This window comes from Mucilaginibacter sp. PAMB04274 (assembly GCF_039634385.2).
Classification (GTDB): domain Bacteria; phylum Bacteroidota; class Bacteroidia; order Sphingobacteriales; family Sphingobacteriaceae; genus Mucilaginibacter.
Genome location: NZ_CP155081.2, coordinates 3168129 through 3191561, shown reverse-complemented (window position 1 = coordinate 3191561; position 23433 = coordinate 3168129). Strand labels below are relative to the sequence as shown.

The window sequence follows — 23433 nt, the reverse complement described above, 5'->3', positions numbered from 1 at the left end:
AAAACCTTAAAAATGTTGACGATTAGTTGTAAAAGTATGAGTATTATTTACAAAAATTGAACTATGTTAGCACACTTAAAAGCCCCTTAACAACCGCTTAATATGGAGCAAAATAATAATAAGAACTACGGCTCAGCCTTATACACACTAATTACTGTCTTTTTTTTCTGGGGATTTTTAGCTGCCTCAAACGGTATTTTTATTCCTTTTTGCAAAACACATTTTAGTTTAACACAATTTGAGTCGCAGCTTATTGACTTTACGTTTTACGGTGGTTACTTTATTGGCTCGTTAATACTCTATTTTGCGTCGCAGGCCAGCCGGGTTGATATATTAAACAAACTCGGTTATAAAAATGGTATTATTCTCGGCCTGATCATATCAGCCGTTGGTGCCCTGGTTATGGTGCCTGCCATTGGCTCGGGCAGCTTTGGTTTCATACTAGCTTCTTTCTTTGTTATTGCAGTTGGATTTTCTTTGCAACAAACAGCAGCAAACCCTTTTGTAATTGCCTTAGGCCCGCCAGAAACCGGCGCTAGCCGCTTAAGCTTTGCTGGTTCCATTAACAACATTGGTGGTTTAATGGGGCCTGTTGTGGTAGCGTTGATGCTTTTTGGAACAGCTAAGGGCGATGCAAATGTTAAAGTTGATATTGCTTCGGTAAACAACCTTTACTACATATTGGCAGGTCTATTCATTGCAGTTGCGGGCTTTTTCTGGGTATCCAAGTTGCCAAAAGTTACCAGTGATGAAAAGATAGAGCAAAGCAGTAAAGCCAACAAGCCATTGGGTATTATATTTATTGCTTTTTGTTTGATATTGGCTGCTGGTCCGTTAAGCAACGCCACAGGCCTATCGCAGCCTTACTTTGTATATGCGTCACTTTTAATCATCCTATCTACACTGATCAGCTCACTGCTTTCGGCACAAAAGAACAGTGAAGGCTGGGGGGCTATGCGTTATCCGCAATTAATTTATGGTATGATAGCCATTTTTACCTATGTAGGCACCGAAGTTACTATTCAAAGCAACATGGGGGCATTACTAAAGTTACCTGCCTTTGGTGGATATAATGAAAAAGACATAGCGCCATTTATATCGCTGTATTGGGGTAGCTTAATGATTGGCCGTTGGGCTGGTTCGGTAGGGGCATTCAACATTAAGCCTTTGCTTAAGAATATATTAACAGTAATCATTCCGTTTGTGGCCTTTGCCGCAATATTATTTATCAATCATTTAACTGGCTCAAAGGTAGATCATCTTTTCCCTTATGCTATATGCGTTGCTGTATTAGTTCTGGCTTTCTTTTTAGGTAAGCAAAAGCCGGCCCGCACGCTGACTGTATTTGGTTTACTGGGTGTTGCCTTTATGTTAGTAGGATTAGTTACTACAGGCATTGTGGCCACTTTTGCATTCATCAGCGGCGGCTTGTGCTGTTCTATAATGTGGCCATCAATATTTGCATTGGCCATCACAGGGTTAGGTAAGTATACCAGCCAAGGGTCGGCATTTTTGATCATGATGATTTTGGGCGGGTCTATTATTCCACCGGTCCAGGGTATACTGGCTGATACGAGCGGCATACACCTGTCTTACATTGTACCGGTATTAGGTTTTGCTTACCTGGCGTTCTTTGCCTGGAAGGTGAGTCGCGAACTGCGTAAGCAGGGTATTGACCTGGACCATGTTGAAGCCAGCGGCGGGCACTAAGAATTTATGAGTAAGCTTTCGTTCGACCAAATATTTATGAACCTGGCCAATGATTTTGCCAAGCGTTCGCATTGTGTAAAAGCGCAGGTAGGAGCGGTGCTCACCAAGGATACCCGTATTATATCCGTAGGCTATAATGGTCCGCCTGCGGGTACCCACAACTGCGACGAGGAATGGCCCGAAACCGGTTGTCCGCGCGATGCCCGGGGAAGCTGCTCACTGGCCCTCCATGCCGAAGAAAACACCATACTTTACGCAGTGAAAAATGGCGCAAAGTTAGAGGGCGCCACTATGTACACTACCCTGTCGCCATGCTTGCCATGCGCACGGCTTATCTACTCAGCAGGTATAACCAAAGTATATTATCAGCACTCTTATGCAGAATACAAGGGTTTAACCAGCGATGAAGGGGTAGACTTTTTAAATCGCTTTGGTGTGCAGGCGCTCAAGTTTGAGGCCGAAAGCAATAGTGTTAGTTTTTAAGAAAGGGCTGTACTTTTTCTAATGCAAAGGCCAGCTGCTCGTCTGGCGTAATGTTAGTGTTATCCAGGATGACGGCATCCTTGGCACGCATAAGCGGACTTTCTTTGCGGGTAGTATCTGAGTAATCGCGGTGGGCAATGTTTTCAAATACTTCTTCGAGGGTGATATCCGGATTGTTAGGCAGCAATTCCCTGTAACGGCGTTCGGCACGTACCTTAGGGTCGGCCGTCATAAATAATTTCACCTGCGCATTAGGGAAAACTGCGGTGCCGATATCGCGGCCATCCATTACAATGTTTTTTGACTTGCCCATGCGCTGCTGCTGGGCAACCATCTCTTTACGTACTTCCCGTATAGCCGACACTGGACTTACATTTTCGGATACCGGCATTAAACGAATCTCGTCTGATACCTCTTCGCCGTTGAGCGTAATGTGTGTTTGATAATCGCGTGAATGGAAATTCAGGTGAATGTTCTGCAAAGCTGCGGTAACCTGTTCAGCATCTGCAATGTTAACATGGTTACGTAAAAAGTATAGGGTTACGGCGCGGTACATAGCGCCACTATCAACGTATATAAAATGGAGTTTCTTGGCTAAGGCTTTGGCTAAGGTGCTTTTTCCACATGAGGAATAACCGTCAATAGCCACCACAATGTTTTTGCTCATCGTGGTGCTAAGGTACAAAAATGCGCTAAATTTTTGCGGTTAAGCAATTAAACTTAGTTTTGAACAATGAACTTTTCTAAAGCCGAGCTTCAAAAAGAGGTTATTTATAAAGCGTCCAGAAGTGGTGGAAAAGGTGGGCAAAATGTAAATAAAGTATCAACCAAAGTAGAACTGCTTTTTGATATACAGCAGTCGGTATTATTTACTGATGAACAAAAAGCCCGCCTTGTCAGCAAACTACAAGTTCGTTTTAATAGAGATGGCTTGGTACAGGTTATAAGTGAGGAGGAGCGGAGCCAGCTTATGAATAAAGAAAGGGCCATGGATAAATTGATTTCCATGCTTATCCAAGCACTTCATCAACCAAAATTGCGTAAGCCAAGTAAGGTAAGCAAACAGGCCAAAGCCAAACGTATGGAACAAAAGCGCCTACAGTCGGTAAAAAAGCAACTCAGGCAGTCGGGCAGAGACTATTAAGTAAACTTGTGTGGATGGAGGCAAAAAACTGCTTAATACCTGCCGCTAAGTTGCTGATAATTACATTTTAGCTTTATAACCGTTAAACCTATAAATTACACTCAAGGAGCCCCACTGGTGGTTATTAAAAGTTTGCGTTTTAACTTCCCTTGAATTAAAAGTTGCGGCCGCGTCAAAAATCCAACGCGATGAACAAAAGCTCACACCAACCTGGTTGCTGAATACAAACCGATTTGGGCTGCTGGTAATTTCAGTTCCTTTTTGCTCCTTACTTTCAAAGTACAATGCGCCTTGTACAGTAGCATCATAAGCAACGTAATTAAACTGCGGCCGGTAATGCAAAAAGAGTTCTTTTTTATGCAACTGTGCAATGCTGTTGCGGGTTGCGGTACTTTGTGTACTTATTGAATTAAATAACTGGTTAAACTTACCCAAGCGTATAAGCGGACCAATACCGGCTCCTGTAAATGTTGTACCCAAGTTGCCATATCCGGTTGCTGAGATATCTGCCCAATCCTTACGGAAAAGCAAGCGGTTATATTCGGCAGATAAGTTGACTTGGAAGCTGTTCTGAATCTGGTACTGCCAGCCGTTCAGTTCATAAAAACCAAAAGTGTTGTGTATGATTTCCTGCACCTGCTTGCCTTTAGCCGACGGACCAACTACACCAATTTGTGCACTAAGCTTTAAATTACTCTCATTACGGTATAAGTAGTTAACGTTTACACCTGCATATAGGTAAGCAGCAAACGGGCGGTCTATGTAGGTGGAGTCGGGCACGCTGCCAGATATAGGGTTATACATCTTCTGGCCAATTTCAATACCCAGTACCTTGTTGGCCAGTTTTGGATTTTTAAAGTCCATGCCACGGCGGTAAAATATAAATAAGCCGTTAGTATAATACCGGTCGGAGCCCTGCGCCAAAAAAGAATCATTATCAGATTGAAAGCCGAACTCATGTGTGCGGTTCTGGGCAAAAATGCCATTAGCTGTCAATTCCAGCAAAAAACAAATAGCAAGTAATTTTATTTTCATCAGCCTAAATAAGGAGTGCTAAAAATAATAAAGCCGGACGATTAATCGTCCGGCTTTTAATATTAAATACTTTAATCTTTAAAAAGTATATCCAAAGCTCACTCCACCAAAAAACGGGAAAAAATCGTGTTTGTTGAAAACCGGGTTAAGTGCTGCCCTGAAATTGAACCCACCCTCTTCGGGCTGGTATCGGTAACCAAACGTCATAGTCCCGATTGTGTTTTGAGCGTTATCGAGTGATAAAAAGTCATTTTCGTCGCCGCGTGAGCTTACAAAGGTAGCGCCTATCCCTAATTCAAAATATCGGTTATTTCTGCCCAGTAAATAATTAATTTGTAAAGGAACAGTAAGTAAGGAGTTATCGCTTATAGAAAGATAACCCACACCTAAACGTCCGCCCACACCATCATGCCGGTTTACAAATCGCGTATCGTAATTAGCTGAAAGCAGCAGTCCGGGACCGCCCAATTCAACAAATATGTTTTGCGCACGGGCACCCGCAGTTGTTTGCGCGTGGCTTGCACATGCCAGCGTTAACAGTAACAAACTTGTGCAAATGTATTTAACTATATGCTTCATAAAGTGATGCGTTAATTAACTAATGTAAAGGTATTTAGAATTTAAATTATTGGTAGTGAAATCTTTAATAGAATATAACTGATAAATCTTTCAGCGCGTTCATTTAGCCGAAAAGGTATAACCAAAGCTCAGTCCAAAAAAGTAGGGTATGAAATTTTTACTGTCAAATACCGGGTTAATATAGCCCCGAAAGCTAAATCCGCTGTTAAGGGGCTGGTATCGGTAACCAAACGTCATGGTGCCTAGCAAGCCAGAACCGTTGCCTCTATTTACAACTAAAATCCCGTCATCATTGTCTTCCGAATAGATGTACTGGCCGTTAGAACCATTATAAAACACGTTGTAGTTTTCCGGCCTGTTTTTAGCGTTATAGTAGGTAGCACCTAAACCAATTTCAAAGTATTTGCCTTTTTTACCTAACAAATAATTAAGCTGCATCGGCAGGGTAAACAATTTATCGCCATCTTCAGCAAAGAAACCAGCCCCTAAACGGCCGCCTAAACCATCGCGCCGGTTACCGAAGCGGGTATCATAATTAACTGAAAACGTGACGCCGGCACCCAGCAATTCGGCAAATACATTTTGTGCACGGTGCGTTGAGATACTGTCTGCCGTTTGAGCACTCACTTTTAATGTAAGCACTATTGATACGGCCAGTAATAGGGCAGTAACTTTGTTAGTTAAGTTTTTAATCATGTAAGGTTTAGCTTGCCCTAATATAGGCATAGCTAAACCTTACATCCAAATTATTGTGCCAGTTCGCCGGCAAGCTTTGGTTCTTCTTTTATGGTCAAATCCAACGGTTCAACAACCAGCTCATCTAAAAGTGCCAGGTTGATTACGTCACGCATCTCTTTTACGTAATGGAAATTCAGGTCTTTTATGTAATCTTCCTTAATTTCCAAAATGTCTTTCTGGTTAGATTGACATAGGATCACGTCTTTAATGTTGGCGCGTTTAGCGGCTAAAATCTTTTCTTTAATGCCACCAACCGGTAAAACCCGGCCACGTAAAGTGATCTCTCCGGTCATGGCCAGATGAGGTTTAACTTTGCGTTGCGTAAAGGCTGATGTTAATGCTGTAAGCATGGTAATACCAGCCGATGGTCCATCTTTAGGCGTAGCGCCGGCCGGAACGTGAATATGTATATCCCATTGCTCAAAAAGCTTAGGATTAATGTCGAAATAGTTGTAGTGAGCACGCAGGTAAGCTAAAGCAATAGTAGCCGATTCTTTCATTACATCGCCCAGGCTACCGGTTAGGGTAAGTCTGCCTTTACCAGGGCTTAAACTGGCTTCTATAAACAGTATATCGCCGCCTACCTGTGTCCATGCCAGGCCCGTTACTACGCCGGCAACATCGTTACCTTCATAAAGGTCTTTATCAAACAACGGCGGACCAAGGTAACGCTCTACATCTTTTTTGCTGACAATGCTATTGTATTCTTCTTCCATGGCGATGCTTTTGGCAACACCACGTACTATAGATCCAACTTGTTTTTCTAAACCACGTACACCCGATTCGCGCGTATAATCTTCAATCACCTTTTCCATGACGTCGTTCTTGATCGTCACATCTTTGGATTTGATACCATGCGCCTCACGCTGTTTAGGCAAGAGGTGTTGTTTGGCAATTTCAACTTTCTCTTCGATAGTGTAGCCGCTTACCTCGATGATTTCCATACGATCCAGCAGGGCTGGCTGTATAGTGCTCAATGAGTTAGCTGTGGCAATAAACATTACGTTAGAGAGGTCAAAGTCCAGCTCCACGTAATGGTCATAAAAGGTGCTGTTTTGTTCGGGGTCCAACACCTCCAGCAAGGCCGAAGATGGGTCGCCTCTGAAATCATTGCCTACTTTGTCTATCTCATCCAGGATAAACACAGGGTTGGCCGCGCCAGCTTTTTTTACCGATTGAATAATACGGCCCGGCATAGCGCCGATATAAGTTTTACGATGACCACGAATTTCGGCCTCGTCCCTTACGCCGCCCAAAGCCATACGTACATATTTACGGCCTAAGGCTTTAGCAATTGATTTACCTAACGAAGTTTTACCTACTCCCGGAGGACCAACCAGGCACAAAATAGGCGCTTTCATATTATGTTTTAGCTTCAAAACAGCTAAATACTCAATAATGCGGCGTTTTACCTTGTCCATGCCAAAATGGTCTCTGTCTAACACCTTTTGAGCCCGTTTCAGGTCAAAGTTGTCTTTGGTAAACTCATTCCAGGGTAAATCAAGCAATAGTTCCAGGTAATTGATCTGAACCGAATAATCGGCAGCGGCAGGGTTAATGCGCTGTAATTTTTCCAGCTCTTTGTTAAAATGATCATTAACTTCTTTAGACCATTTCTTTTTTACCGAACGGGTACGAAGATTTTCAATTTCCAAATCGGGTGTGCTGCCGCCCAGTTCTTCCTGTATGGTTTTTAACTGCTGGTTCAAGAAGTAATCGCGCTGTTGTTTATCCAAATCAGTACGCACCTTGGTTTGGATCTGATTTTTGAGCTCCAGCATCTGCAAGTCAGTTGTTAGATGCTCCAGCACAATACGGGCGCGTTCACGCAAATTAGGTATTTCTAACAAGCGCTGTTTAGCCGTAATATCGGCATTCATGTTAGAAGCAATGAAGTTAATCAGGAATGAAGTGCTCTCAATATTACGGATAGCGATACCTGCTTCGCTCGGAATATTAGGTGAAAGTTGTATAATGCTCATGGCCATATCCTTTACAGACGAAACCATGGCCTTAAACTCCTTGTCTTCCTTAATAGGCAGTTCCTTAAAAGGTTCAATAGTGGCCTTTATATAGGGGGCGCTTTGTATCTCTTCTTTTAATACGAATCTTTTTTTGCCCTGCAGTATAACAGTGGTATTTCCGTCGGGCATCTGCAGCATCTTAATAATAAGTGCTGTTGTACCAACACTGTGCAGCTGGCTAAACTCAGGATCTTCGGCATTCACATCATGCTGGGCAACCACGCCCACCATGCGGTCGCCTTTATTGGCATCGCGTATAAGTTTAATAGACTTATCGCGTCCTACGGTTATGGGTATTACAACTCCAGGGAACAATACAGTATTGCGTAGCGGAAGTATGGGAAGAAACTCAGGTACTTGCTCATTATTCATCTCCTCTTCGTCTTCGGTAGACATCAGCGGAAAAAATTCTGAATCTTCATTTATTATTGGTAATGCATGTTTGAAATCAAACGGATCGAAACTCATCAAATACCCTTTCTTATATGGTAGTAAAAACGTCATGTTGTCAGCCTGTACGCGGACGGGCTGGTGGAAGCGTTGCAAAAGTACACTTTTATGCGCTAACATTGTAGTCTTTCAATCCGTATGCCAATGTATTGTTGAGTGACACATTACCATCATGCTGTCACACTTCATGCAAGCAAATTTTTATTTAGCTTGTTATTTGTAATTGATTTGTTATTATTGCTTCCCCTCACTGTTAAGCGTTTACCTTGCAAGCGGCAGGGCATTAAAACATTTGCCTAATGGTGCGAAAAGTTTTAAACATTAACCTACTACCACACAATAAATTATAAGTGCACCAGTTATTGTATAGTTATTGCATTAACAAATTTGATTGATGATAAGGTTATCCGTCATACTGTCTTTATTAGTTGTATCTTTTGAGAGCTCGGCCCAAAACGCATATCTTAAGTTAGGGTACCAGGCATTGATGGATAAGGACTTCAAAACAGCCGTACGTCAGTTAGAAAAAGCCTGCGTGGTCGACTCTAACAACACTAATGCTTTGTGGATGTTAGGCTACTCGTACTTTCATAGCGAAAATTACAAGAAGTCTATAGCCGCCTATAGTAAGGTCATTGCCGCAAACAGCACCGATAAAGCCGCCTACTTTTTCCGTTCAAAAGCGAAAAGCAATATGGCCCATGATGCACAAATGCCGTCTGCGGAGAAAGAAAAGTGCTTGTTAGGGTCTATTGCTGATTTGACAAAAGCCATATTAATTAAGCCCGAAGATAGCTTTTATCAAAACCGCGGTATCAACTACAAAGATTATGCGGCGTTAAAATTACAGCATAGTCCTTATGATAAATTGCGGGCTATTAATGCCCTTAAGGCTGCAATAGGCGATTTTGAAAAGGTATTGGCCAATAACCCAAGCCGGACTGATATATCCTCTCTACTCGATATTTCTAAAGAAAAGCTGGCTACCCTGGTTGGGCATCATTAATCAATTATCTATTGCAAAACATAGGTTTTAGAAATGTAATGCAGAAAAGGGCGGAGTTTTATTTTATTTTCCCAATAATCAAATAACGATTACTTCCAATAAACCTGACTTTTTGTAATTTATCTATTTCGTACAATGAGTCCGGATAATATACCAAATGCTCAGTTGTCTGGTAAAGCATATTCTTAGTAAAATTATCTACCGAAATTTTTTTGACCTTGCCGGGAGTTCCATAAACAACCATGCGGCGGGTAGTTAAATCTTGTTGCAGAGCGGTGTATACTACCGAATCTCCACCTTTTACAATTTTGTAGCTATCTCGCCAGGCCGGCTTATTAATGTCTGAGGCTGCAAATAAATTAAGTTCCTGACCCCAGTTGGTAATTTTGATACGTTTGGTTTGTGGGGCGCTGTTGTTTTGAACTACGGTTTTAAGTACGGCAGTTTGGGCTTTGCTTAAACGTGCCGAGTCGGTATGAATAAATTTCGCCAGGTCGAAGTAGCGCTTTTGCCCTGCGCTTACATGTATATCCGGCCGGCAGGCCGCCAGGCCGGATATACATAATAAGGTGCTGTAAAGTAACTTTAAACGCACATTGTGAGTTTTACACCAATACATTGCCGGTCATTGTCTCAGGTATAGCTACACCCAGCAGCTTTAATATGGTGGGTGCAATATCACCCAACTTGCCATTTTCAATATGAGTTACATCTTTATCAATAATAATGCAGGGCACTAAGTTGGTGGTATGTGCCGTATTAGGCGAACCATCCTCGTTAACCATATAATCGGCGTTGCCGTGGTCGGCAATAATGATGAAGGAGTAGCCATTAGCGGTGCCCACTTCAACCAGGGTTTGTACGCACCTGTCTACTGTTTCGGCTGCTTTAACTACTGCATCAAATACACCGGTGTGACCCACCATATCAGTATTGGCAAAGTTGAGGCATATAAAATCTGCCCAGCGGCTTTGCAACTCGGGCAAAATAGCATCGCGTATACCTTCGGCACTCATTTCAGGCTGCAAATCATAAGTAGCCACCTTGGGCGACGGTACCATTAATCGCTTTTCGTTTATAAACTCGCGTTCACGACCACCAGAGAAGAAAAATGTTACGTGCGGATACTTTTCTGTTTCAGCTATCCGGATCTGTGTTTTACCGGCGTCCTGCAATACCTCGCCTAAAGTTTGGGTAAGGTCGTCCTTGTTAAAAATTACCTGTACGTTCTTAAAGGTCTCATCATACGGTGTCATGGTGATGTAGCGCAGGTTAAGCGCATGCATGTTTTGCTCCGGGAAATCCTTTTGCGATAGCGCCTGCGTGATCTCGCGGCCACGATCGGTACGGAAGTTAAAGCAAATTACCACATCACCGTCTTTAATAACGGCAATAGGGTTGCCGTCAACATCGGTCCGCACTATCGGTAATATAAACTCATCGGTTACGCCATCAGCATATGATTCCTGAATGGCTTGCACCATATTCATAGCTGGCCTGCCAATACCGTTTACCATTAGATCATAGGCCAGTTTTACCCGCTCCCAGCGGTTATCGCGGTCCATGGCATAATAGCGGCCAATAGCAGATGCCAACTTAACCGGCTGCTGGCTAATAGCAATCTCCAGATCGGTTATATAATTAACACCCGAATTTGGGTCAGTGTCACGTCCGTCTAAAAAGGCATGTATAAAAACCTTATCCAGGCCAAACTCGGTAGCCGCATCACACAAACCTTTTATATGTTTAATATGCGAATGCACGCCCCCGTCAGACACTAAACCAATCAGATGCACATCTTTATGGTTCAGTTTGGCGTATTCAAAAGCATCTTTTAAAACATTAATTTGGGGCAGTTCGTGGTCATCAACCGCTTTATGTATACGGCCCAGTTCCTGGTAAACAATACGGCCGGCACCCAAATTCATATGGCCAACTTCAGAGTTGCCCATTTGTCCGTCGGGCAAACCAACATCCATCCCCGAAGTTACCAGTTTTGAATTAGGATACTTTTGCAGCATCTCGTCAAAAAAAGGTGTATTGGCGGTATATATAGCGTTTGAAGCATCCTGGCGGCCGTAACCCCAGCCATCCAGTATTAATAAAGCGATTTTCTTGTTTTCCACGGTGCAAATATAGTTGATTGGAGCATAGTTGCTTGGTGAGTTATTAAATCGTTGCTTAGTTAAGCAATTAATTATGGATTTTTTCTTGAAAAAAAGCTTAGTGTGGTTATTTCACAGTAATTAGCCAACTTCAACAAAATTGAAAAACTAAATCACCAGTATTTGTTTTACTTTTGAAGCGTAAATACTTACTATTTTGGATAAACAACTTGTTGATGACTTTATAGAACGTGCGTTGGCCGAAGATGTAGGCGACGGCGATCATACCTCGTTGGCCACTATACCCCAAGGTACTATGGGCCGGGCCCGTTTATTGGTAAAAGATACCGGCGTTTTAGCGGGTGTTGAACTGGCTTCAGAAATATTCCTGATAGTGAACCCTGACTTAAAGGTGAACATATTTTTACAGGATGGTGCTTTAGTAAAACCGAAAGACGTGGTGTTGGAGGTGGAAGGAAGTGTGCATTGCATTTTACGCGCCGAGCGTTTAGTGCTCAATTGCATGCAGCGTATGAGTGGTATTGCTACAAAAACGCGTGAAATTATGGACTTGTTAAAGGGCACTAATACAAAGGTGTTAGATACCCGAAAGACAACACCGGGTTTCCGTTACCTTGAGAAATGGGCTGTACAGATAGGTGGAGGTGTAAATCATCGCTTTGGTTTGTATGACATGATCCTGATTAAAGATAACCATGTAGATTATTCGGGCGGCATTCAGCAAGCCATTACTAATACGCATGAATATTTAAAACGGGAGAATAAAGAACTGGCTATCGAGATAGAAGTGCGTAGCCTTGACGAATTGGAGCAGGTGCTGCAAACCGGCGGGGTGGACCGTATCTTACTGGATAATTTTAGCATACCTGATTTAAGAGATGCAGTTAATATTATAGCAGGCAGATTTGCTACCGAAGCATCGGGCGGTATTACGTCCGAGAACATTGGCGAGTATGCAGCATGCGGTGTAGATTATATTTCAGTCGGCGCGCTTACCCATTCTGTTAAAAGTCTTGATTTGAGTTTGAAAGCCGTAAAGCAATAAAAACCGTGATTATAGCATTGATTTAGTATTATTGTGGCAAAATGATATCAGTCTATTCTGTTTTAGTGCTCATTCTGGCCTACTTGTTCGGCTCTATTCCCACGGCTGTGTGGATAGGCCAGGCATTTTATGGGATAGATGTAAGGGAATATGGCAGCGGTAATGCCGGTGCAACCAACACCTTCAGGGTTTTGGGTAAGCAGGCCGGTATACCGGTTATGCTTATAGATATATTAAAAGGCTGGACAGCCACCAACCTGGCTTATTTAATTGGTGTAAGTACTATTGGTAGTCATCATTCTTCGGCTTTTATTAATTACCAGCTGGCATTAGGAATTGCCGCTGTAATGGGCCATTTGTTTCCGGTGTTTGCGGGTTTTAGAGGGGGTAAGGGCGTGGCAACGCTTTTTGGAATGGTTTTGGCTATCCACTTGCAAGCCGCCTTGCTTTGTGTGCTGGTGTTCATTGTTATACTTTTAGTAACCAAATATGTATCGCTGAGTTCTATAATGGCGGGCTTTACTTATCTAATAGGTGTAACATTTGTTTTTCCGGTGTATATCAAATCGGTCATTATATACAGTATGTGTATATGTGTACTGATACTGGTTACGCACCAAAAGAACATTGAACGTTTGCTTAAAGGCAAGGAGTCTAAAGTAAACTTGTTTAAAAGTAAAGTTGCCTAAATTATCTATCTTATGAAAATTACCAAACCTATTTTGGCGCTGTTAACCGCCACTGTACTTTTTAGCTGTTCAACCGTACCGTTAACAGGCCGTAAACAATTTTTAGCGGTGAGCGATTCTCAGGTCAATCAATCAGCTGCCACCAGCTACCGTCAGCTATTATCAGATCCTAAAACAAAAGTGATTACCAGCAGCACAGATGCACAACGTGTAAAACGTGTTGGTAACCAACTGGCTGCTGCTATACAGCAGTACCTAAGCCAGAATGGTTACGGCGATCAGTACAATTTTGCGTGGGAGTTCAACTTAATTCAAAGTAACGAAGTAAATGCATGGTGCATGCCTGGTGGTAAAGTGGCCGTATACAGCGGCATATTGCCGATTACACAGGATGATGCCGGACTGGCGACCGTTATGGGGCATGAGATTGGTCATGCTATTGCAAAGCACTCGGCCGAGCGTATCTCACAAGAGTACGTTGCTCAAGGGTTAGGAGCCGCTGTTGGTGTGGCTTCAAGTAGCTCACAATCGGGTTTATTAAAAATTACAAACGCACTTTATGGCACCGGAAGCCAATTAGCTTTACTAAAGTATGGCCGTAACCAGGAAAGCGAGGCAGACCGCCTGGGCTTAACCTTTATGGCAATGGCTGGTTATAACCCAAATAGTGCAGTAGGCTTTTGGCAACGTATGGCGGCAAAAAGCGGCGGACAAGCACCGCCCGAATTTTTAAGCACGCACCCGTCAGATGCAACCCGTATACGCGACATACAAAGCCGTATACCTGAAGCCATGAAGTATTATAAAGGAAGATAAAATTTTCAAATCCCGCTCCGGCGGGATTTGTTGTTTAATAACAATTACAATGTTATTGGTTATGATGAATAATGGCTAAAATTAAATTTTTACAGGCAGAGTGGCGCAACCTGCTCATGCTTAATTATGAAGTTGATGCGGAGGTGTTAAAGCCATACCTGCCTGCTTATACCGAATTGGATTTATGGCAGGGCAAAGCTTTAGTGAGCATGGTAGGCTTTATGTTTTTGAACACTCGTGTATTGGGCATAAAGTGGCCGTTTCATGTAAACTTTGAGGAAGTGAACCTTCGATTCTACGTGCGTTATTTTGACGGCTTGCAGTGGAAACGCGGCGCAGTTTTCATTAGCGAGATCGTTCCGCTTGCCGCCATTCCAATTGTTGCCAACAATCTTTACAATGAGCATTATAAGGCAATGCCCATGCGCCATTCGGTCATACCAACAGCCGATGGCCGTACGGAATACACTTATGAATGGAAATACAAAGGAAATTGGAACAAGCTAGGCGCTATGATAGGCAATACCTTTGTGCCTATTGAGGCCGGAAGCGCAGAAGAATTTATTCTTGAACACTACTGGGGTTACAATGCTATTAACGGTAGTACAACGTTAGAATACGCTGTTGAACATGTGCCATGGCAAGTAGCTCGGGTAACCAACCCTGTATTTGAGGCAGATGTTGCTGCTTTATATGGCCAGGCTTTCGTATCTTTTCTTCAACAGCCCTACTCAGCTTTTTTTGCAAAAGGATCGGACGTGGTGGTTAGGGTAGCGCAGAAGATAAGGAAGGGTAGGGAGGAAAGTATTGTACTATGATACCTGGTTGCATTGCAAGCTTTGTACGGATTTTAATAAGCTAGATATGATATTAAATAAAGTGGTAAGCGCACATCTATGCGCTTACCACTTATGGCTTACTGCTCGTTTTCCTTTTGCAGCTTTTTTAGCATTTCGCTGCCTATCAGGGCATCTATTAAGCCGCTACTGCCGCCGTCTTTACCATTAACCAGTATTTCCGGCACCAGTTTTATACCGTTGCTGGCAAGGGCTTCAGCTACGCGCACCACGGCGTATTGCTCGGTGCCCATAGCTTCTGTTTTTTGTTTGGTTACTTCTGCTTCGGCCAAGCCTATGGCTTTTATTTTGCCGGCATCGGCTGTACCGTTTAAGTCGGTGGCTTCAGCATCAGCTTTAGCAATAATAGTTTTAGCTTCCGCTTCGGCACGGGCGTTAATGGTACGGTTTTCGGCATCTGCCTTAGCGTTAATTACTCGCGATTCAGCATCACCTTTTGCTCCGGCAACCTTAGCGGCCGACATTTGCGTGTTGATTTCGACCTGGCGGGTCGATTTTACCACTTCGGGCTGCATGTCGGCGCCGGCTTTGGCGCTTTCAAACTCTTTACGTTCCAGTTGGGCGCTGCGTTGCACCTCATATGTATGGCGTTCTTCCTCGGCCAGTTTACGGTCGGTCATGGTTTTCATCAGCGCTTCCGGTGGTTTAATATCGCCAATCAGCGTATCCACACCAACTACGTTATAATCGGCCAGCACCTGGCTAATGTGTGTTTTAGCATCGTCTTGCCTTTGCGAACGATTGGTGAGGAAACCAATTACATCACTTTTTTGAGCCGCGTTGCGAAAGTAGTTGGCAATAGTTGGTTCGAGCACCTGCGATATCAAGTTCTTCATCTTGCCAAACCTTGCAATAACTTTAGGCGCCTCGTTACGGGGTATGTGTATAATCTGCGATACATCCAGGTTAAAAGTAAAACCATCAAACGAGCGCACATTGATAGTGCTCAGGTTTTTATCCAATTCGTGTGCCTCGCTGCGGCTATTGGCCCAGTTAAGTACGGTATTGGTAGTTGGCACAACCTCTACGCTATGAGTATAAATGTTAACCGGGTGTTTGCCAGGATCAAGCGGCTCATCCCAAACGCCTTTTTGGTACTTGTGCACAATGTTGCCATGTTTAAAGTTGTCGCCACTGGTGTCTTTACCTTCGGGGCCAACAAACGAGTTAACCACACCAACGTAGCCAATAGGTATGTGCATCATTTCTACCTGCTCCAGTAATACAAACCAGGGGTTAAGGTAGTAAGTGCCGGCCAAAATCACATCCTCCTGCAAACCCTTTTTACCGCCTGCCTGTATAAAGGCCATAGGGTCCTGATAGTTGCGGTGACCAACTACCGAGCCGCCTGCAATCTCACCCTTCTCGAGCGGTTCCCCGTCTAACGTGGTTACAATGCCTACTTTGTTTTCATGCACTTGTGTAATGGGTACCATTACAATTTCGAAAAGATAGGTGTTGATACGATAGCTGCCTGGGGTTAAAAAAGCAGCCTGTGGCCCTTTCTGGCCGCCGTTTTCTAAAAATCCCTGCGCATCCTGAAACTTGTCGCACTCAACCGGGCGGCCTAATACACGGCCGGTATCCAACGATGCACCATCTTTGGCCTTTACCAGGCCTAACTTGTCTTGCTCTATAATGGTAAAGGGTTGCATGGTAATGCCATACTGCCATGGCCACATGCGCCAGTATAAACCTGGTGCCAGCGGCTTAGCCTGCATACCAGCTTCGCCTCGGGTGGCTATAATGCGGCCATCGGGTAGGCGCTTATCTGAGCCATAAAGCGTAAATTTTTTAACAACCAGTCCGATACGATCATCGGGCACGATGATCATACCAAAAAATACACGAAGTACAGATTTGTACAATAGGAGGGCGGCCACAACAGGCAGCACCCACCATAGCTTGAAAATTAAATCAGCCATTTTAGTAATAAATTGATTTTTGATTTTTTGAAGAAGCCCTTAAGGTGCGGGCTAGTGGACGTTGCTTACAGCATTTTGTAGTACCTCGGCTGGGTAAGCGTTTAATTAGATATAGATGATATGCCAATTGTTACACACAAGTATCAATATTTTTTTAAGACGTTTACAGGCCCTTAATTGTCGTTTTTGAAGCGATTAGGCTATATTTGTTGAATATTAGCATTTGACAACCTGATTTGTGGATCAACGTATAATAAGTTCAGATACAACCGCCGGCAGTATACCTTTAATACGATCATTGTATGACCGTTACGGACATGCGTTATTAGGCTATATTACAGAAGTAGTGCAAGACGCCGCCAAGGCCGAATACTACCTGGTTGAAATATTTAAGCAAATTAGCCGTTATGCTGATGAGCTTACCGGGCCTGGGGTTAATACCTGGGTACAATTACAAGCCATTGCGCGTAACACCCTCCGTAAAGATAGCGAGCAGCTGGGAAGTGCTGGTGTAGCCGGAACTGATCTGGCCAAGTTTAATAAGTATACAAGAGCCATGAATCAGGAGCAGAAACTGGTTTTTAACGGCGTATATTATCAACACAAATCTATAACTATACTGGCAAAAGAATTAAACAGGGATGAAAGCGCTGTTAAGCGTATTTTGAAAGAAGCTTTTAATGTTATCAGAAATGAACAGTAAGGTTAAAGAATTTATAGAAAGCGGCATCTTAGAAGCTTACGTAACCGGATCTGCTTCATCTGTGGAGGAGCGCGATGTGCTTTATATGAAAGCGCATTACGCCGAGGTAAACGAAGAATTGCAAAAGCTGGAAGAAGATTTAGAAAAGATTGCCGATGGTATGGCCATTCCGCCGCCGCCTGGTTTATGGGACCAAATTGAGGCAGAGATTGATTCGCTGGAGCGTATACCGAATAAGCCTGCTTTAAAAATAGACCACGACGGATCTGGTTATAAAAAAGAAACTGGATCCCGCCAAAATAATTTTATTGAGGTGGAAGCCGAATCGACCCATATGCGTGTGCACAAAGCATGGCGTTGGGTGTTCGCTGCCGTTTTTGTATTGGGTAAGATATTTTTAGCAGCGGCCATTTATTATTATCTTGAAAACCGACAGGCACAGCAAAACATACAAGACCTTAAACAGCAGCTTAAGGAAGTAAGAGGTAAATAATTGAAAATAAGTAGTTTAATTTGCTTGTTCATGACAGCAATTGAGTTCCCGTGAACAAGCAAATACTGGTTGCTAATATCCGTCTCCGTCTAACAAGTTACCCAGGCCGCCTAATATTCCACCTTCTTCTTTACGGCCACCGGGTGATGCGTAGCTTAAAATACGACTGGCCAGCCGGCTAACAGGCAGGGTTTGTATCCAAACTTTACCAGGCCCGCGCAAGGTGGCAAAAAAGATTCCCTCGCCACCAAAAATCTTGTTTCGTATTCCTCCAATGAATTGGATATCAAAATCAACACCAGTGGTGTAAGCAACCAACGATCCGGTGTCTATCTTGATGAGTTCACCGGGCTGCAATTCGCGCTCAAATACGTGGCCGCCGGCGTGCATAAAGGCCATGCCATCGCCCTGCAGGCGTTCCATAATAAAACCCTCGCCACCAAACAAGCCCGTGCCCAGCTTACGCTGAAATTCAATATTAATGGCAACGCCTTTAGCTGCGCACAAAAAAGCATCCTTTTGGCAAACTATAGCGCCACCCAATTGCATTAAATTAAGCGGAATGATTTTTCCGGGATAGGGTGAAGCAAAGCTTACGCGTTTTTTGCCTTGAACGGTGTTGGTAAAGGCCGTCATAAACAAACTTTCGCCCACTAAAAGGCGTTTGCCGGCACTAAATATTTTGCCCATTAAACCGCCGCCCTGCTGCTGGCTGCCATCTCCAAAAATGGTTTGCATTTGTATGCCGTCATCCATCATCATAAACGCGCCCGACTCGGCGATGGCCGTTTCATTAGGATCAAGTTCTACTTCTACATACTGCATTTCTTCACCAAAAATGCGGTAGTCAATTTCGTGGTTTTGCATAGTGATATTTGTAACAGGTTAATTTCGTTTTCGTAATTAGATTACTGAAGACGTCTGAAATTACAATTTAGAATTTAAATATTTTATCTGTTTAAAAACGCAAATAAAAATGGCGGGCCTGCTATGCAAACCCGCCACGCTTATAAGCACTAATGACGAAGCGTTTAAACGCCTTAACTGCCGCTTAGGTGGTTGTAGCGGGCTAGAGGGGTACAAGGTCCTACCTATGAGGCCAAAAAGTCGGAGTTCATGTCGGTATCATCATCCATCACGTTCCGCCAGCCGTGTTTTTCCCAGCATTACAAACGAGACTTTATCAGGCGAAAGGCCGGCACTGCGAATGCACGGTAAAACTGATTTATCTAATTGGGCAAACGGGTTAGCGAAAAGTTCAGAGTTTGCTATATTTACTAGCCCTTTGGTAAACATATGTTAAGAAACTTTTGCTGGAGTATTTGCGGCTTAATAGCTTTAAGTTTTATAATTGGCTATACGCCGAAGAGAGCATCAGGCCACTCAACCGTTCCTTTTCCAGACCGCGTACTTTCTACACAGCAAATGCAGGCCGATCTTACTTTTATGCGTAACGCTTTAGAAGAGGCACACCCAAGCTTATACCGTTATTACGTAAAAAGAGAAATAGACTCCTGCTTTGACGATGCTTATAATCAGTTGGACCATGCTATGCCCGAATTGGAATACTGGCGGGTGATGAGCAAACTGGTTACCCATATAAGTTCGGGACATACTGTAATTTGGCCCAGTAACGCAGCGCAAATTCAATACAACAACAGGCTTAAATATATTTTGCCGTTGAGCGTAGCAGTTATAAACGGCAAATTATACGTGAGCCGGGTTTTAACATCTGATGCGGCTATTAAGCCGGGTATGCAAATATTGGCTGTAAACGGGCGGCCCGACCTTAACCTGCTGGGTACCATAAGGGCGTTTATACCGGGCGATGGTTACAGTAATGCTTTTAAAGACAGTAAGGTACAAGAACTCGGCTTTTTAAGAAACTACTGGTATGTTTTTGGTGAAAGTAGGCACTATAACATTGTTTACCTTGATAGCGCAGGTAATAAAGCGAAACAAACACTAATGGCGCTAGCCATTAACCGCTGGCCGGTGCCAGCCAGCCGTGGTACCAACCAGCCGTATGAATTAAGCTATCCCGATTCGCTGCCTAACACTGCAATATTCCGGATACATACTTTTGCAGACACTAAAGCTGCTGAGGTTTACGACGCTGCTTTTGCAGATTTTAAAAAGCAAAAGATACGTAACCTGGTGCTCGATTTACGAGGTAATGGCGGTGGCTTATTTGCAGCAACCACCGAGCTGTTGCGTTACATAGCTAACAAAAAGTTCAGAATGGCTTATTATAATGAGTGCAGGGTTATTGAACCATCGTTTATGAGCCACGCCCGTAATGAGCGTAAAGACAATACTTTAATAAGCCGAACGTACAACCCGCTCCCTAACGGAAATTTGCAGGTATCAGATAATTTATCCAGCTACTTGTTACCTTACACCAGCCATCATTACAACAAACGCATTTATGTTTTAACGGATGGTGGTACCTTCTCTGCAGCATCTACGCTGGTAGCCGTTTTAAAAACGCAACCCGGTGTAACGGTTATTGGACAGGAAACCGGAGGAAATGAAGGCAGTACTGATGGTGGTGTGCTGTCTATTATTACCCTTCCATCCACTCAGTTACAACTGCGTTTCCCGCATTTTAGGTATGCCATAGCTTCGGCGCATCCAAACAGTGGATACGGTGTGCTGCCTGATGTGCCGGTCATTGCAAATCCGGCACAAATTGGCATGCAGGTAGATCCGGTAATGAATAAAGCAGGGGAGTTGATACTGCAAACCGAAGTCAGAAATTCAAAAAACTAAGTAGGCCATAGGGTAAAAGTGCCTCTTGATGTGGATAACCCAAGTTTACGTGTTCAAATCTTTGCTTAAACTTTTAGCAAAATACCCTTACCTTTAAGGCGGTTAAACCCATAATGCTAAACAAACCCAGGTATGGCAACAGAAGTTAAGTGTCCGAGTTGTAATCATGGCTTCCCTATTGAGGAAGTGATGACAGAGGAGTATAAGAAACAGCTTCGCCTTAAAATGCAGCAATACACGCAGCAAAAGGAAGATGAATTTAGGAAGAAGGAGGAGGAATTTGCCGCAAAGCAGCGCCAGCAACAGCAGCAGTTTGAGCTGCGCCTAACTGAGGAAAAGCGCCTGATGCAGCAGGAGATGGAAGCCGCTATGCGCAAATCCATACAGGCCGATATGGAAAACCAGCTGCGTATGCTCGAAAACTCGGTTAAAGACTCAGAAGAAAAGCTGCGCCTGTCTCGCCAAAAAGAGCTGGAGTTTATGCAAAAGGAGCAAACACTTAAACAGCGCGAGGAGGAAATGGAAATAACCTTACAACGCCGCATACAGGAGCACCGTAATGACCTGGCCGAACAGATACGCAAACAAGAGAACGAACGTTTCGCCCTGCGCGATACCGAATACCAGTTTAAAGTAAAAGAGCTGGAAAAACAGTTGGACGATCAAAAGAAACTGGCTGAAGAAATGAAACGCAAGGCCGAACAAGGGTCTATGCAGTTGCAAGGCGAGGTGCAGGAACTTATACTGGAAGAATTGCTGCGCAGCTACTTTCCGTTTGATATGATTAATGAGGTAGGTAAGGGTATACGCGGGGCCGACTGTGTGCAAACGGTACGTAACCAGTTTGGACAGGAATGTGGTAAGATTATATTCGAAAGCAAGCGAACCAAGGAATTTGGCGGCGATTGGATTGAAAAGCTGAAAAAAGACATGCGCCACATAGGTGCCGACATAGCCGTTATAGTTACACAATGCTATCCGCGTGATATGGATTGCTTTGGCGAAAGGGATGGCGTATGGATATGTTCATTTGCTGAGGTAAAGGCTGTATCTTACATCTTGCGCGACTGCGTGATCAAAACCTCGGCCATTGTAAGGGCGCAGGAAGGCAGGGGAGATAAAATGCACTTGTTGTATGACTATTTAACCAGCAGTGAATTTAATGAGCAATGGAAGGCCTTGCGGGAGGGCTTCACCAGCATGCGTATGTCTATCCACAAAGAGCGGGAAGCCATGGAGAAAATGTGGAAAGTTCGTGAAAAGCAATTGGAAAAAGTACTGCTGAGCGCTGTGCACATCCAGGGCTCTGTTGAAGGCATTGCCGGCAGCGAAAACATTCAGCTAAGCCTTACCGATGATGAAGACTTGCTGATGCTGGGGTAGGAGAGTAGTAGACCATAAGATTTTTATCAAACAAAGCAGGCGGTTTGGTTGTCGGTAAATGGCAACCAAACTGCTAATATGCATAAATACCCCTTGTTGTTCGTGCTATTGCTGGGTAGCTTTACAGCCTCCGCACAGTTTAACGATACAACCAATTACCATGTTATTTTTAACGCCACCGGCTCGGCCAACCGGGCGCGCGATGGCAATGCTTATTTGCTTAACAACGGCTTGCGCTTTGAGGTGAAGAAGAAAAGCGTTGCCATGAATTTAAGTAACAGTTGGGTTTATGGCAAATCAAACGGAGCGCTTACCAACAATGATTATTCTGCCTCGTTCGATTTTAATTTATATAAAGCCATGCCCCACGCTTATTACTGGGGGCTGGCTAATTACAATACCAGTTATTCGCTTAAAATTAATAACCAGTTACTCGCCGGCGGCGGCATTGCTTACAGTATTTACGACCGCCCCAATGCCTATCTGAACGTAAGTGATGGCATATTGTATGATCTAAGCGACATCAATACCACTGATACTACACGTGAGGTTTATTATACTTACCGTAATTCTTTAAGGCTGCAATTCCATTTCGTAGTTAAAGACCTTATAACTTTGGATGGCAGCAACTTTCTTCAAAATTCTGTAACCCGAAAGGGTGATTACATTATTAGAACTAATGTTGGCTTGGGCTTTAAATTAAATAATTGGTTAACCCTGAACAGTGCTTTATCCTACAATAAAATCTCGCGTACCCAAAGTGAAAACCTTTTGTTCACCTATGGTTTAAAGGTTGAAAAATACTTTTGACTGTCTTTTTCCATGCCGAAGGTGTGCTGTAATGGTTATAATAAAAAGTTATAATCTGTTTTAAGTATTAATTAAAATTTTGTAATACAGCACATTGCGAGGATTAAATAAAATTTAAGTTTAATTTACTTAAGCTCATTTAACAATCCTTCAATGTCAAGCCTTTTAGTGAACATGGTCAGTTCGCCGGCTTGATCTTTAGGCCATTGCTCTCTCGGGCGGTCCCAATAGAGCTCCACGCCATTCTGATCAGGATCGTTTAAGTAGATAGCTTCGGATACACCATGGTCCGATGCGCCTGTGATGTGCTGGTACTTGGCGTCAATCAATCGCTGAAATATGACAGCTAAATCCTTACGTTCGGGATAGAGTATGGCAGTGTGATATAAGCCGGGTGCATGCTCGGGCGCAGGACCTGCTCCCAGGCTATGCCAAGTGTTTAACCCAATATGATGATGGTAGCCGCCGGCCGATATAAAAGCCGCCTGGGTGCCGTACTTCATCATCAATTCAAAACCCAGTAAGCCGCAATAAAAATCAAGTGAGCGTTGCAAGTCACTTACTTTTAAATGTACGTGGCCTATTCGGGTAAGCGCAGGGATCTGATAGTCATTCATAGCTCATTTATGTGTTTAAACATCAAAT

At 43.5% G+C, this 23433-nt stretch carries 23 protein-coding genes; 13 read left to right on the top strand and 10 right to left on the bottom strand.

Features of this window, described 5'->3' with window-relative positions:
* Positions 1-102: 102 nt before the first annotated feature.
* A complete protein-coding gene (locus ABDD95_RS13395; RefSeq protein ID WP_345947836.1) occupies positions 103-1710 on the top strand; it encodes an MFS transporter in 1608 nt (535 codons plus the stop codon).
* A 6-nt stretch (positions 1711-1716) separates the two neighbouring features.
* Positions 1717-2193 carry a dCMP deaminase family protein gene (locus tag ABDD95_RS13390; protein ID WP_345947835.1) on the top strand — a complete coding sequence of 159 codons (477 nt, stop codon included), beginning with the start codon at positions 1717-1719 and terminating at the stop codon, positions 2191-2193.
* Here the strand turns inward: ABDD95_RS13390 and cmk are convergent.
* Positions 2183-2860: a (d)CMP kinase gene (cmk, locus tag ABDD95_RS13385; RefSeq protein WP_345947834.1), complete on the bottom strand. Its 678-nt coding sequence runs from the start codon at positions 2858-2860 to the stop codon at positions 2183-2185. The genes ABDD95_RS13390 and cmk overlap by 11 nt on opposite strands.
* Positions 2861-2926: 66 nt before the next feature.
* Between cmk and arfB the strand changes: the two genes are divergently transcribed.
* Complete coding sequence (gene arfB, locus ABDD95_RS13380; protein ID WP_345947833.1) at positions 2927-3337, top strand: alternative ribosome rescue aminoacyl-tRNA hydrolase ArfB; 411 nt, start codon at positions 2927-2929, stop codon at positions 3335-3337.
* 60 nt (positions 3338-3397) lie between these two features.
* Here arfB and ABDD95_RS13375 read toward each other — a convergent pair whose 3' ends face one another.
* The 4 genes from ABDD95_RS13375 to lon form a co-directional block, all read right to left on the bottom strand.
* Positions 3398-4372, bottom strand: a complete 975-nt coding sequence (locus ABDD95_RS13375) for a lipid A deacylase LpxR family protein (RefSeq protein ID WP_345947832.1) — start codon at positions 4370-4372, stop codon at positions 3398-3400.
* A 78-nt stretch (positions 4373-4450) separates the two neighbouring features.
* Positions 4451-4951, bottom strand: a complete 501-nt coding sequence (locus ABDD95_RS13370) for a hypothetical protein (RefSeq protein ID WP_345947831.1) — start codon at positions 4949-4951, stop codon at positions 4451-4453.
* Positions 4952-5050: 99 nt separating this feature from the next.
* Complete coding sequence (locus ABDD95_RS13365; RefSeq protein ID WP_345947830.1) at positions 5051-5647, bottom strand: hypothetical protein; 597 nt, start codon at positions 5645-5647, stop codon at positions 5051-5053.
* Positions 5648-5697: 50 nt separating this feature from the next.
* A complete protein-coding gene (lon, locus tag ABDD95_RS13360) occupies positions 5698-8184 on the bottom strand; it encodes an endopeptidase La (protein ID WP_345952108.1) in 2487 nt (828 codons plus the stop codon).
* Positions 8185-8557: 373 nt separating this feature from the next.
* Here lon and ABDD95_RS13355 point away from each other — a divergent pair, with 373 nt between their 5' ends.
* Positions 8558-9169 carry a hypothetical protein gene (locus tag ABDD95_RS13355; RefSeq protein WP_345947829.1) on the top strand — a complete coding sequence of 204 codons (612 nt, stop codon included), beginning with the start codon at positions 8558-8560 and terminating at the stop codon, positions 9167-9169.
* Positions 9170-9227: 58 nt separating this feature from the next.
* Here the strand turns inward: ABDD95_RS13355 and ABDD95_RS13350 are convergent, their stop codons facing one another.
* Complete coding sequence (locus tag ABDD95_RS13350; protein WP_345947828.1) at positions 9228-9764, bottom strand: hypothetical protein; 537 nt, start codon at positions 9762-9764, stop codon at positions 9228-9230.
* Between the two features lie 10 nt (positions 9765-9774).
* Positions 9775-11295: a 2,3-bisphosphoglycerate-independent phosphoglycerate mutase gene (gpmI, locus tag ABDD95_RS13345; RefSeq protein ID WP_345947827.1), complete on the bottom strand. Its 1521-nt coding sequence runs from the start codon at positions 11293-11295 to the stop codon at positions 9775-9777.
* 196 nt (positions 11296-11491) lie between these two features.
* Between gpmI and nadC the strand changes: the two genes are divergently transcribed.
* From nadC to ABDD95_RS13325, 4 genes are all read left to right on the top strand, one after another.
* A complete protein-coding gene (gene nadC / locus ABDD95_RS13340) occupies positions 11492-12340 on the top strand; it encodes a carboxylating nicotinate-nucleotide diphosphorylase (RefSeq protein WP_345947826.1) in 849 nt (282 codons plus the stop codon).
* Between the two features lie 41 nt (positions 12341-12381).
* Positions 12382-13029 (top strand): glycerol-3-phosphate 1-O-acyltransferase PlsY, encoded by a 648-nt coding sequence (plsY, locus tag ABDD95_RS13335; protein WP_345947825.1) that lies wholly within the window; start codon positions 12382-12384, stop codon positions 13027-13029.
* A gap of 12 nt (positions 13030-13041) precedes the next feature.
* Positions 13042-13845 carry a M48 family metallopeptidase gene (locus tag ABDD95_RS13330; protein ID WP_345947824.1) on the top strand — a complete coding sequence of 268 codons (804 nt, stop codon included), beginning with the start codon at positions 13042-13044 and terminating at the stop codon, positions 13843-13845.
* Positions 13846-13916: 71 nt separating this feature from the next.
* Positions 13917-14663, top strand: coding sequence for a DUF2071 domain-containing protein (locus tag ABDD95_RS13325; protein ID WP_345947823.1), 747 nt, complete (start codon positions 13917-13919; stop codon positions 14661-14663).
* Between the two features lie 98 nt (positions 14664-14761).
* Here the strand turns inward: ABDD95_RS13325 and ABDD95_RS13320 are convergent, their stop codons facing one another.
* Positions 14762-16627, bottom strand: coding sequence for an SPFH domain-containing protein (locus ABDD95_RS13320; protein WP_345947822.1), 1866 nt, complete (start codon positions 16625-16627; stop codon positions 14762-14764).
* Between the two features lie 238 nt (positions 16628-16865).
* Between ABDD95_RS13320 and ABDD95_RS13315 the strand changes: the two genes are divergently transcribed.
* A complete protein-coding gene (locus ABDD95_RS13315) occupies positions 16866-17330 on the top strand; it encodes a hypothetical protein (protein ID WP_345947821.1) in 465 nt (154 codons plus the stop codon).
* Positions 17320-17823: a hypothetical protein gene (locus ABDD95_RS13310; protein WP_345947820.1), complete on the top strand. Its 504-nt coding sequence runs from the start codon at positions 17320-17322 to the stop codon at positions 17821-17823. The genes ABDD95_RS13315 and ABDD95_RS13310 overlap by 11 nt, the downstream gene beginning before the upstream one ends.
* 72 nt (positions 17824-17895) lie before the next feature.
* On the opposite strand, the gene ABDD95_RS13305 is transcribed toward ABDD95_RS13310, so the two are convergent.
* Entirely contained in the window at positions 17896-18690 is a 795-nt protein-coding gene (locus ABDD95_RS13305; RefSeq protein WP_345947819.1) for a TIGR00266 family protein, read from the bottom strand.
* Positions 18691-19119: 429 nt separating this feature from the next.
* Here ABDD95_RS13305 and ABDD95_RS13300 point away from each other — a divergent pair, with 429 nt between their 5' ends.
* The 3 genes from ABDD95_RS13300 (at position 19120) to ABDD95_RS13290 (ending at position 22788) form a co-directional block, all read left to right on the top strand.
* Positions 19120-20595, top strand: a complete 1476-nt coding sequence (locus ABDD95_RS13300; protein ID WP_345947818.1) for a S41 family peptidase — start codon at positions 19120-19122, stop codon at positions 20593-20595.
* 132 nt (positions 20596-20727) lie between these two features.
* On the top strand, positions 20728-21978 hold the full coding sequence (locus ABDD95_RS13295; protein WP_345947817.1) for a DUF2130 domain-containing protein: 1251 nt from the start codon (positions 20728-20730) through the stop codon (positions 21976-21978).
* A 78-nt stretch (positions 21979-22056) separates the two neighbouring features.
* On the top strand, positions 22057-22788 hold the full coding sequence (locus tag ABDD95_RS13290) for a DUF481 domain-containing protein (RefSeq protein WP_345947816.1): 732 nt from the start codon (positions 22057-22059) through the stop codon (positions 22786-22788).
* 125 nt (positions 22789-22913) lie between these two features.
* Here the strand turns inward: ABDD95_RS13290 and ABDD95_RS13285 are convergent, their stop codons facing one another.
* Positions 22914-23405, bottom strand: coding sequence for a VOC family protein (locus ABDD95_RS13285; RefSeq protein ID WP_345947815.1), 492 nt, complete (start codon positions 23403-23405; stop codon positions 22914-22916).
* Positions 23406-23433 lie beyond the last annotated feature (28 nt).